This window comes from Sporosarcina sp. FA15, from assembly GCF_051550195.1.
In the GTDB taxonomy this organism is placed as follows: Bacteria; Bacillota; Bacilli; order Bacillales_A; family Planococcaceae; genus Sporosarcina; species Sporosarcina psychrophila.
The window spans coordinates 4,408,782-4,420,929 of sequence record NZ_CP188818.1; the positions used below are offsets into that span (position 1 = coordinate 4,408,782).

At 35.4% G+C, this 12,148-nt stretch carries 11 protein-coding genes; 7 read left to right on the top strand and 4 right to left on the bottom strand.

The features are described 5' to 3' along the window. Nucleotides 1-202: 202 nt before the first annotated feature. Together ACP8HG_RS21055 and ACP8HG_RS21060 are read left to right on the top strand one after the other, a co-directional pair. Nucleotides 203-526, top strand: coding sequence for a helix-turn-helix domain-containing protein (locus ACP8HG_RS21055; protein WP_438297879.1), 324 nt, complete (start codon nt 203-205; stop codon nt 524-526). A 119-nt stretch (nt 527-645) separates the two neighbouring features. Further along, nucleotides 646-1,674 (top strand): hypothetical protein, encoded by a 1,029-nt coding sequence (locus tag ACP8HG_RS21060; protein WP_438297881.1) that lies wholly within the window; start codon nt 646-648, stop codon nt 1,672-1,674. 205 nt (nt 1,675-1,879) lie between these two features. On the opposite strand, the gene ACP8HG_RS21065 is transcribed toward ACP8HG_RS21060, so the two are convergent. Next, a complete protein-coding gene (locus ACP8HG_RS21065) occupies nt 1,880-2,416 on the bottom strand; it encodes a helix-turn-helix domain-containing protein (RefSeq protein WP_438297883.1) in 537 nt (178 codons plus the stop codon). 634 nt (nt 2,417-3,050) lie between these two features. Continuing rightward, a complete protein-coding gene (locus tag ACP8HG_RS21070) occupies nt 3,051-3,311 on the bottom strand; it encodes a helix-turn-helix domain-containing protein (protein WP_438297885.1) in 261 nt (86 codons plus the stop codon). A 103-nt stretch (nt 3,312-3,414) separates the two neighbouring features. Here ACP8HG_RS21070 and ACP8HG_RS21075 point away from each other — a divergent pair, with 103 nt between their 5' ends. The 3 genes from ACP8HG_RS21075 to ACP8HG_RS21085 all read left to right on the top strand — a co-directional run bounded on the left by ACP8HG_RS21075 (nt 3,415) and on the right by ACP8HG_RS21085 (nt 8,007). Then, on the top strand, nt 3,415-4,647 hold the full coding sequence (locus tag ACP8HG_RS21075; protein WP_438297887.1) for an AIPR family protein: 1,233 nt from the start codon (nt 3,415-3,417) through the stop codon (nt 4,645-4,647). Between the two features lie 133 nt (nt 4,648-4,780). After that, nucleotides 4,781-7,237 carry a hypothetical protein gene (locus ACP8HG_RS21080; RefSeq protein WP_438297889.1) on the top strand — a complete coding sequence of 819 codons (2,457 nt, stop codon included), beginning with the start codon at nt 4,781-4,783 and terminating at the stop codon, nt 7,235-7,237. A gap of 77 nt (nt 7,238-7,314) precedes the next feature. After that, complete coding sequence (locus tag ACP8HG_RS21085; protein WP_438297891.1) at nt 7,315-8,007, top strand: M15 family metallopeptidase; 693 nt, start codon at nt 7,315-7,317, stop codon at nt 8,005-8,007. 100 nt (nt 8,008-8,107) lie between these two features. Here the strand turns inward: ACP8HG_RS21085 and ACP8HG_RS21090 are convergent, their stop codons facing one another. After that, a complete protein-coding gene (locus ACP8HG_RS21090) occupies nt 8,108-8,944 on the bottom strand; it encodes a hypothetical protein (RefSeq protein ID WP_438297893.1) in 837 nt (278 codons plus the stop codon). Between the two features lie 1,058 nt (nt 8,945-10,002). Here ACP8HG_RS21090 and ACP8HG_RS21095 point away from each other — a divergent pair. Next, the gene (locus ACP8HG_RS21095; RefSeq protein ID WP_438297895.1) at nt 10,003-10,233 is read left to right on the top strand and encodes a hypothetical protein; all 231 of its coding nucleotides are present in this window, start codon (nt 10,003-10,005) and stop codon (nt 10,231-10,233) included. Nucleotides 10,234-10,352: 119 nt separating this feature from the next. Continuing rightward, on the top strand, nt 10,353-11,345 hold the full coding sequence (locus ACP8HG_RS21100) for a hypothetical protein (protein WP_438297897.1): 993 nt from the start codon (nt 10,353-10,355) through the stop codon (nt 11,343-11,345). Nucleotides 11,346-11,707: 362 nt separating this feature from the next. Here ACP8HG_RS21100 and ACP8HG_RS21105 read toward each other — a convergent pair whose 3' ends face one another. Further along, nucleotides 11,708-11,896, bottom strand: a complete 189-nt coding sequence (locus ACP8HG_RS21105) for a hypothetical protein (RefSeq protein ID WP_438297899.1) — start codon at nt 11,894-11,896, stop codon at nt 11,708-11,710. Between the last annotated feature and the right edge of the window lie 252 nt (nt 11,897-12,148).

Genomic DNA, 12,148 nt, shown 5'->3' on the forward strand with positions numbered 1-12,148 from the left:
TATCTACTAGGGTCCTTGTGGCTATTGAACCCTTGCTGAAGAGTACCTTTAATTCCGTGTAGTATGTACAATAACCACGAATAGATAGGTAATGTATTAGAATTATCCATAATCATGCGAAAAATGCAATGGGCTATTGTGTTTATAGTGTCATTTTAGCGTAATAATTCTTTGAAAGATTTTACGATAGGAGGATCATATTATGCAGATGAATCATTACAAACTTAAGGCAGCTCGTTGTCTAAAGGGATACAGCGTAGAGGAGATGGCTAGACGCACAGGAATTGACTTACATGCTTATTGGCGTATCGAGAGTGGTAAAACGCAGTTGAAGGTACAGCACTTTCTAAAGATGGCCACTATATTGGAACAGCCACTCAGTTACTTTGTAGAAGAAAACATTCTATCTACAGACGTGGCAAATCGTGTGACAGAACTACGCGTATTGCTGGGACGATTGGATGAGCAAGGGAAAGAGCTTTATTCAACATTAATACAATCGTTAGATGCTGTTTGTGTAACGTAATGATAAAAATTGTTATAAAACTTTGCGGTAATTGTTAATAAACGACTTTTTTACGGGTAAGTTTAAAAGAAGCGAGAAACAAGACGGCAAAGAATTGGGGTAAGGGAGGAGAAGGAGTTATGATTGATACGTTTGAGATTACATTAATAGCAGGACACACGGTTGTAGATTTAATGGGTGAAGGTTTAGCAAAGGAGATTAGGTTTAAAGACAACTTTTGCAAGCTTACTAATCCACTTAGACAGCCTGGAGTAAGAGCGATCAACATCACAAGGCAGAAGAACAGCAATAAGTACAGTATCAGTGTTGAGATCAATCCTACGGAGCTTATAGAAGAAGCAGCAAGTATTGAGCTATTCCAATGCAGCAAGGAGAACGTGGAAGCTCTAAAGCAGGCATTAAACAAAGTACTTATATCCATTCATGCCAATTTCTCATTAAAACAGCGAAGCTGGCAATTATCACGCGTTGACTATGCGTTGCAGTTCTACACTCCACATGTGGAGTTGTATACAGTGCTTGAAAGTAAGGGTTCGATTCCATATCGCTTTGAAGGTCTTCAGAAGCCAGGAAGTACCTATAATAAGTGTAAGAGTTCCCGATTCAATGCCTATAATAAAGGTGATCAGCTTTCTAAAACAAATTGCCCTGAATCATTAAAAAAGATGGCAAAAAACTTATATCGATGTGAGTACCAATGCTTTAATCCTAAATACTTAAGTAAGAAGTACAATGTTGATCAATTCGGCTTGTTTAGGGAGGATATCGCAATATCTGTTTTAGAGTCACAGCATGGGCGACACATTAAGGGAGGCGACTACTACACATATGATGAAGCCGCGAAGCGGATAAATGAAATGAAAGGCAAACAGCAACAAACGAAAGAACAGATGATTGAAGTCCTTAAATTTATTAAAGCTGTTGGTTCACTTTCTAATTCCTTGCAAGCGATTCAAAATGATACTGAAATTGTGCCAGAACGATTCAGGGGAGCACAAAGCGGATCTAACTACGATAGACTTAAAGATACGTTCAACGAGTTCATTAGAGAGCATCTGTGCAAGGAAGGAATCAATCCAGTGTTACTGCCAAGTGACTCAGACATTAATTTATTGCAGAATACTTCATCTAGGCTATTTACAGCCTAGTTTCATATAGAAAGCCCCAATGGTAGCTAAATGGCTAGCCCGGGGCTCTTTTTTTCATTAAATAGCATATATACTTAGACTAAGTACCCTTGAAAAAATTTTTTATTATTTATTGTTAAAACTTGGATTTACAAATTGTGAAAAAAGCTAATTGATGTCTGTACATTAAATTGGGCGGGGGCATTCAACATCATGCTTTGTGTGATTACTTAATATCTGAAATAAATAGTTTTAAATATTGTGGTAGGTATTCTTGGCATATTGATTTTCTAACAAAGGCATTCCCATCTGATTTAAGATAGGTGCTCACGTCATTTATGTTATTAATAATTAATGGTGGTCCGTGCAATTCTTTACAAAGCTTAAAAGCCTTCTCGGGTATTATGGGACGGAGAGCCCTTTCCTCTTTACCATCTGAAGTAATGCCAACCCACTGAGTATGTCCACCGAAATCATTCTCATTTTTAAAAATCCAAAAGTAATCTTCGTCATAGAAAATTGGATTATGAATGTTGAAAGGGTCATGCAAATCATTTTTATGACTACTAATTCCTAGTAAGTAGTCAGTTGAAACATCAAAAAATTGAGCTGTATTTATTAATATATGTGAATCCATTTTATTTTGATTGTTTTCATAACGATAAATAGACTGCTTAGTACACTGCAATTCTTCAGATAATTCATCTTGTGTTAGATTCAATGCATTTCTAAGGGTTTTAATTCTCTCGCCTGGTGATGGCATACTCATTCACTCCTTTAAATTTGATAAAACAATTAGAATTCTTAACGTTTTGCTTTGTATATTGGCAAGTACTGTTACATCCTTTACATTATAGAAAATAATGAGTGAACAAGAAAGTAACAATACTGTTTATTGACATTTTAAATGAAGAAAAAAGTTCTACGCTGCCCAATTAGACAGAAATAAAGTATGGCGGGGGCTCCTTTTTCTACGTAAAAGACATAAATGCGGAACGTTGATTTGTGATCATATAAGCGATATATCCACAATCCTATTGTCTGACTAGACTACTTGAGCAATCGCGGTTCATCTAGTTTATAAATGTCAACCTAAGTATGTACTCTTTCGCTTGTTTAAAGATGTACAGAAATCACTCCACTTTTTTTTTAGTTGTTCTATTATTCTGTAGGAGCGCCCCACGATACTAACGACTGTTGTGTGCTGAAGGGCACTGTATATATTAATGTCTCTTAATAATGCAACATCAATTAATTTATAGCTATGAAGTGGTGACGGTTCTAGTGCATTAATAATTAATTGGTAGTTAAAAGTGTCGTAGGTGAAACCTTTCATTTGCTGTAATCTCTTTTCGTTGTACAACAATGCAATATCAGTGTCATGCCAAGTTTAGCTTTTATTTGGTATCTGTTTTAGAAGTTGGTTTAGTAGAGTTACTTTTTTTAATATCTATTTTACCGAAGAATTCAGACATCGGGATAGATAAAGTTGCTAGAAGGTGTTCTAGTGTATCCAATTTAATTAAACTGTTTCCATTTTCTATATTAGAATATGCGTTCAAAGAGATTCCAGCTTGACTTGCAAAATCTACTCTGGAAAAACCTTCCTCATTTCTTAGCTCGAACAAGCAAAGTCCTATTATCTGTTTTATTTCCATATGAATCATCCTTCCTCTAACGAATACCAAGTACACTTGGTATTCAATCTCTGCTTTGTGTGGTAAATTATAGTTACCAACATTATACAAGGAGGAGAATATAATGACAACTGAATTAATTATTGATCTAGACGTTAGTGGTTTTAGAAAAATGCCAAGTCCGTATTTACAGAAAGATGAAAATGGTGATGTAGAGACAATTATTTTGTATATGGATGTAACTAAAGTGCCTGATAACATTCCGTTAGATCCGAATCCGCGATATCAAAATATGAGAACGAAGGTTGCTAAGCGTATTGAAGAAGGCTTATTAGATTCTAATAATGCTTTTCATATTTTAAATCGCGGATTATTAATATCTGCCAAATCTTTTAAATTTGATGCTAAGAATAGCATTGTTTCAATTGATTTGGGTGATCGTTCTATTGAAGATGAAGTTGCGGTGTATGGAATTGTAGACGGAGGTCATACGTATAGAACTGTGTTAAAAAACAAAGAGAAAATGCTAGATGCATTTAACGAGAAGGGTTCTAGTCAATACGTAAAGATTGAAATTTTAACGGGAATTGAAGATATTTTTCAAGATGTGGCAGATTCCCGTAATACTTCTGTACCGGTAAGTGAGAAAGCGATCACAGAATTAAAGGATCGTTTCGAGAGTATTGTGAAGAGTGTGATTGAAAATGAACCGTATTCCAACAAAATAGCGTATAAAGAAAATTCCACAGAGCCTATTGATGTGTTGGATATTATATCAATAATGTTTATGTATAACGTTTATAGGTTCCCTGATAAAGAAGTACAACCTGTTCAGGCTTATAGTTCAAAAGCAATGACCTTAAAAGATTATAACCTGATGTACGATAAGTATGAGAATGATTTACCAAGTAATCCTTACATTAAAATGAAACCTATTTTGATAGATATTATTAAGCTGGCTGATTTAATTGAACTAGAAATGGCTAAGAAGTACCGAGAGAAAGTTCATAATGGGGCTTTTGGTAAGATTCGTGGAGTAGAAAATGCTAAAGATAAAACTGTGTTTCGTACCAAGTTTTACAATGTGGAAACGAATTACAGGATATCGAAAGGCTTAATATACCCAATCATTGGTGCTTTTAGATCGCTTGTTGATGAAAGGGATGGGGAGTATTATTGGCGCTCAAATCCATTTGAGGTTTGGAATAAGGTGGGTGCCGGCCTGGTTGAAGATACAATTGATCGTAGTCGTTCTTTTAATAATAATCCTCAATCAGCAGGGAAAGATTCTGGTTTATGGAAACAAAATTATCAAACAGTATTCACTCAATTTTTAGAAGACTTATTCAACTCCTAGAAATAGGGAGTGCAACTCGGTAAAAATGATCTTTTGAATTAATTAAGATGAAAATATCATTTCGTTACTTTGGACCAATTAGAATAATCCTATTGGAAGTAATGTTTTTTATATTAAAAAGGGGGATATAAGAATGGTCGGATATCTTATAGAGAAAGTCTCATCAAAAGAATTGTTTTTTAAAATAATGAAAGCGGATTTAGAAGCTGAAGTGACGGAAATTATTAATGAGTACGATATGCATAATACTTTGGATTGGCAAGCATTTGGCGGGAATTGGAGTAACTATAGCGTTATTGGTAACCAATCAAGTACATCTGAGGGAGCGTTAGCAGAGAAGTTAACTAATGCTGTAGATGCATTAGTAGTTAGGAAGTGTATGGAATTAGGCATTGACCCTAAGGGGCCAGATGCTCCAAAGAATTTTAAGGAAGCGTTACAAAAGTTTTGGGGGATTGTAGATGGTGATCCCAGAAAGTTATCTAAGGATTCAGAACGTGATATTCTAGATAGTTTAGTAGTAATGGCAACTACTAAAGATTTAAAAACATGGAAGACATTGGCTGCTAAGGAGAAGGAACTAAGCTTAGCTGTTTATGATAATGGTGAAGGACAAAGTCCGAATAGATTACCGGAAACAATATTATCCTTATTGAAGGGGAATAAGCATGATATTCCTTTTACACAAGGAAATCATAATCAAGGTGGATCAAGCACACTAATGCATGGTGGAAAGTATTCATATACATTAATTATTAGTAAGCGAAATATTAACATCGTAGGAGAATTTGATGCGAGGGATGATGATTCGCTTAATGAGTGGGGTTGGACATTAGTAAGACAAGAATTAAGAGTTGGTGAGTCATCTCCTGTATTTACCTATTATGCACCAAATGGAAAAATACCTCGTTTTGAGGCAGATGAATTACCATTATTACCGAGGATAATTAAAGGGCAAGAAGCCAAAGATTACTTAAATTACGATAAGTCATGTACTGCAGGGGTTCCGTTTGAAAAAGACGTAAATAGCGGAACACTTATTAAAATGTTCAATTACAATATTAAAAATAAAGGCCCACTTGTATCGCATTTTAAATACGAAATGGGTAAACGCTTGTATGATACAGGGTTACCGTTTAATTTAATTGATTGTAGAAAAAACAAATTCAATAATGATACGATCTTTAGAGGGATGAAAAAAATTCTTGAGGATGACGAGGGTGCTAAAGGAGAACGCAAGTTAGTCGCTGATGGTTTCCCAATTAGTGCAGATTTCTCCGTTCCGTTCATAGATCCTTTTAATAATAACCTAAACTTAAGTCAACGTGTAAATGTTGTAGTGTATGCATTTAATGAACGAGATAGTAGCAAAAAAGATGAAAATTCGATCTTGGGAGACAAACCTGTCTTATTTACATTAGGACAGCAAATACAGGGCGGTCTTGATGGACGTTTTTTATCAAGTTTAGGATTATCAAGTGTTAGGAATTCTCTAATGATCGTTCTAGACTTTCCAGATATTCATCCCTCATTTAAGAAAGACTTATTTATGACAGACCGTGAACGCTTACTTGATAAGGAACCTTTAAAGCTTATAAAAAATTATTTGAAAGCATATTTAGAAGGTTCTGATGAACTTCATGAATTTAAAAATAAGCGTATTGAAGATGGTTTGAAAAATACCCTATCTAATGATTCAGAAGATTTGAAAGAATTGATGAATAAGTGGGTGAGTAAAAATCCGTCTTTATTAAAAGGTTTAATGACTGGACAATTAGTGGTTGGTGGAGGAACTGAAAAATCACCCAGGTCGAGAGGTCCAAAAACAAAAACTCCGAAGGTTCCAATAATATTGAAAGAAGAACCTACCCATTTTACTTTGAAGATGAAAAAAAATGAAGGTTTATATCAAAAGAAGGTGACGCAGAATACGAATTTTACAATTAACTTTACAACTGATGCACCAGAGAATTATTTTGATCGTACTGAAAATCCAGTAGACTTGAAAATTAGTTTTGAGGGGAAAGAGATTGATTCCAACTTTGTGAAAAGTATGAAGCCTGGAGTTTTTTCAATTACTTTTACAAAAGACTTTTCGCGGAAATTGAAAGAATGTCAAGTCAAAGTTTTTATATCATGTGATACTACAGGCTTTGACTTTAATAATGAATTTACTTTGATTATTACTAAGAAAGAAGATGGACCGCATCCAGGAAATAATAAAATGGGACTTCCAGATTATCGGGAGATTAGTTTAAGCACTGGATATGATGGTGTCACAGAAGAAACGGCAGCAATGCTAGATGGTGAATTGGTATTGATTAATGTTGACAACAAATATCTCAAAGCTCATTTACAGGGATTAAAGGATAGCGAAAGTGATGGCATGTTTGCGAAAGCATTGTATGTATACTCAATGTTATTTAGTACAATATCTGCAAAAGCATCGTTTAATAGCAAGGATACTATTATTGATGCTGATAATGCTGAAGACGATGTATATGAAGTCATAATACGAGACACAATGGCCGTGGCTCGTACATTGTTTGTTACAGAAAATTTAATCGTTAATTTAAAAAAAGGTCTTTAATAGTAAAGAGTACCTAAAGAAGCAAACACTATATTTCGCTGCACTGGCACTTAAATTTAAAGTTCAATAAATTAAAGTTGGTCGATAATGACGTTCTAAAGCTCTTAGTAGAGTTAATCAAACTTTGCTGGAGCGAGAATGTTTTCATTGTCTTTACTCATGGCCTCAGAACAATGGAAGACCAAGCAGAGATTTACGGAAAAGGGCGTGCAAGTTATATCTACGACGGAAAGCAGTACGGCAATCCAAAAGCAAATGTCGTTTCTAAAGCGATGCCAGGTTCGAGCCTTCACAACTATGCATTAGCACTAGACTTCGTTACGTGCGATGGTCTAGGAAAGAATGTAGACTGGGTGGTCGGTCCAAAGTGGCGACATGCAGCAGCAAACGCAAAAGAGTTAGGCTTCACTTGGGGTGGCGAATGGAAGCCATTCATAGACTATCCGCACTTCCAATACGACGGAGGTTTGAGTGTAAGCAAAATAAAGCAAGGGAAATTCCCAATATTCAAATCAATACCTGTTAGAGCATCCCCTTCTCAGAAGCCCCCAGTTTCAAACCAACAGGCTAGTAATCAGATTGGTGTCGTAAAGATTCTTGTAGACGTTCTCAAAGTGCGTGAAGAGGCAATTTTCACAGCTAAGGTTGTAAAGGCTGTTAGAAAAGGGCAGACATACAAAACATACGAGAAGAAGAGCGGTATGTATAATGTAGGCGGTAAGCAATGGGTTTCAGTAGGCGCAGCATACACAAAATTCACTACTACTTAAGTTGAACTTACTTATAGATTATGAATACTTTAATATAAAAACACATTGTTATTACACAAAGAGACCACCTAATCATATGAATTAGTGGTCTCTTTGTACTCTATATATCAGTATTGTCAGTAAGCATAACGGCAAACTCTGACAAGGTATAAACCTTCTGATTCTTCCAATCACAAATTAATATTGAGAGATTCATACCAACATTTCTTCCAGGTTCGATTTTACCTAAATTTATATTAAAAGTGTACGCTTCTCCATAAAAGCTAACAATCGCAATCAAATTGCATTCTGTTTGCATAATTACAATATAATGCGCTCGATCTGGTAAAAATGGTATCAGTTGTTTTTCCTGCTCTTTATCTTTAGGAATCATATCAACAAATGATTCGCCTTCATTTGTTCCTGTCCATATCCAATTGCGAATTGGATCAAAGTTGGCTTCTAATGCAAACTCAATACCTTTTTCATAAGCTAAGTAGTTTAACGCCATTTTTGCTATAACTCGACCGTCTGTGTCTAAATTCATACGGTAGCTTTGATGCACTGTTACTTGATTAGAATTTTTCTTAGAGTTTTTCACATCAAAGTCTTTTGAAATTTGGACCCTTTCGATGTACTCTTCTGCAATTGTAACTGCTTTTTCATCTCTTACAGCCAAAAACCATTTATTATCAGATTCGCCGAAAAGTGCTAAATTGTCTGGTAGTGTTTCTGAAGTTATGAGAATGTATTCATTGGATTTTTTTGCTTTCTCAATAAATTTATTTAACAGTTGCTCCTGGGTTAAATCTTTTTTAATTAATTTCGGGTCTAGTGAAATATTAATATCCTCTTTACCGAAGGAAAAAATAAAGTGGTTAATAACATATGGTTCTCCTAATTTAATATATCCAAGTGAATACTTTTCTTTGTCCGCTGTTTCTTCATTAGATATCACACAAATATTTGATTTAGATGCCTTGTTATCATGTAGCTTACCTCTTTTTCCGGGACCTTCAAACTGACGGATTATTGAAATAAGTGAATCTCTCGAAAAATGCTTTTCGAATTTAGAGAAATAATTGTTTGCTTCATGAGATACATAAGTCTTAGGCAGCTTTTTTTACCACCAATTGCTGCTAAGAAAATATGATCTCCAGATGTCATAGCGGAATCATCATGTGGCTGCTTCGTGTATAAGCATATTTTATCAGAAGTCATATTTTTTCTCTCCTTTATAAATAGTACTAGATATATTGTACTACATTATAGAGAGCGTTACTGTGTAAAAAACATTGAAGTTGTATTATACTCTTTACGAATTGAATTATTGTCTTAGAATAAGTCATGATAATGATCAGGTTTCATGGTAAAATCCCTTGCCTCCAAAGTAGTAATTTAAGTCAACCGATGTTAAACCCGATGTTAAGGAAATCTATTAATGTCTCTAAATGCATATAAACACTGACGTGAAGCGAACTGTGGAATAAACGGGTTCGACTCCCGCCGTCTCCATAGAGATATGGCTGATAATGTAGTCGTATTAACGGTTTTAGAGAGTAGGGATATTGAACGGGAGGTAAACTCCTGTGCAATATCCCTATTTTTATTGCTTAGGAAAAGAAACACATTTTGTGGCACGTTAATTTGTTAATAATAAACTGGTTGACAAAGTTGAATGGGGCAACTCTGACATAATGGGTATGAAGGCTTCGGGGCATTAATTAATGTGTTTTATGTAACGAGTTATGAAGCTTAGCTTGTTGAAAAATGGAGGGCGTGAAATGTATTTAAAGAAAAGAAGGTTCGCGCTATTGATGGTTATTACTACTGCGTTGTTTTTAACAGCTTGTGGAGGCGGAGACGTGAAGCACTGAAAATACAACGAAAACAGACACTACAAAAGTAAATGAAGCTGGAGAAAATGAATTTATACTGTTAAGTAAGGGTTTTGAAAAGTATCCAGTTTGGTTCATAGCGAATCAAGATCTAACAAGAGATAGTCGTATTGATGAAGTGTTTGTTTTTAAAGATGGGGATGTAACAACATACTCTGGCTACACAACGCTAACAATTGAAGAAATGAACGAACTAAAAGATGAAGAAATCATTCAACATGCAAGTGAGGGTGCTACTTCAATAGTGAATCGTAACTATTCTCTGAATATCATTCTAGACGGTTATGGTCATGACACTAAAGAAGTAGAACTTCTTGTAAAGGATGATTCTATAGTGCAGAAGTTTTGAAATAACCCTACGGTGAATTTTAAGTAGACCTGCCATCAGAGCATTTGTGGTAGTTTTTTTATGGTTGTAATTTAACGTCTGTTTGATATGGTGGTGGAAGGATGGTTATGGAGGAAATTATGACAAACATCAAAGAATTAGCTGGGCTTCTAGTTTTAGGCTTATTTTTCAGCCTTTTCACTTGGGTAATGATCGATTCTTATCTGGATGAGTACGATTTAGCTTCAATTCGATCAGCAGAAGCGACAGTCATTGAAAAAATAGCAAGCAAAGGGTTATTCACCCCTCCTACCTATTTTGTTTGGGTCGAATTTGCTGGCGGAGAAGAGATTAAATATCGCAACCGTGTTTCCAAAAGTCAGATAGAGAACATTGAAATTGGCGATACGATTAATGGTTATTTGACAGGTGCTACAACCTTTTCGACACTGCGCGATATACTCATTGATGGCCTCTATTACTTGATTGCTATTTTTGTTTTTGCGTTTATAGCTTTCTGTTTACTCGTGGCCTTTTTCTTATCCATTCCTGCATTGGAGCGCTTAGAAGAGAAGATATCTTCTGAGCGATTTAAAAAAAGGAAAAGAATGAGGAAAAAGAAACGAAAGAAAAAAGTAGATTCGAGACAAAGGGCTTGGAGAAATGCAGGTATTGTCATTGCAATTTTTCTTTTCATTGCCCAAAGTTTTGTAGTGAACCTGATTCGAACAGTGCAGCCATTCGGAAAGACAAAAACGGAAGCTACAGTCGTTGACCGATTCGAGTATACGACTTATCGGAAATACGAAGACTCAATTCGGGATTTAACCATCTCTTATAAAGATCATACGGGCAGAACTTTTGAAATGGCCAAAGACGTAACGCGACACACCTATCGGCAATATGGCATAGGAGACAAACTACCAATTAGCTATCGAAATGCCGATCCGTATGATGTGTTTGTTCGAGGGAATTCTATATGGGATTACCTTCTGTTATTTACATACTGGGAATTGTCTGTTTATATTGGTTTGATTGCTGTGAGTGCATTCTCTATTTGGGCTTTTCTTGATGATCATAAAGGGAAAAAAAGGTTTTGGCAAAAGTTTAATAGGAAGATCGATAAAAAGTAAGATAGGCAAATGGATAGGATGCGGATATGCTGGTTTAGCCATTCATTTCTTTTTTGAATATTGCATATCTGTGCAAGAAACTTTTATGAGAGTTTTTTAAAAATACGATTTGATTTTAGCGTAGTGGATAGTCAACATTTGCAAGTATATTTACTTAAATATGTAAGTCTTTAGAGGCAGGTTCGACTCCCGCTGTCTACATATTTGATGTCACAGCAACGTTTAAGCGATGTGTGGCATTATTATGGCAACAACATATATAACAAAGACGATTTCATCTTTTGATGTGGTCGTTTTTTGTTTTGGAAATTTTGCGGTACCTGGCACTCGTTTTGTTTCCCGTTTTGAAATGCGACAAATTCTTATATACCATTCACTCGATACGCCATTTTACTAATGCTTGTTAAGCCTGCTGCCGTGTCTTCAACGGATGTATGGAAATCTTCATCAATCCATTTCGTTAAGTACCCGATTGTTCCGAATGCTGTAAAGGTTGAAAGTGCTTCATTTTTAAAGCTTACTTGGAGCGTCTCGTATAAATGTTTATACAAGCGAGTTATAAATAATCTATCAAGGATTCTTCCCTTATAAAAATCTGGATTCTGATGAATATGCTCACAAATTCAGTGAGTGCTGCCTGTGCACTGTTAAATTCAGACACGATTCAGAATTAATTCGAATTGTGTGATACACAGGCAGACAAAACTTTACATCAATGGACAAGCCAAAATGTTAACTGATAATAGAGATAAATATTGACGAAATACTCTGTTTCCGTCTACGCTTTTCATATGGAAGCTCCT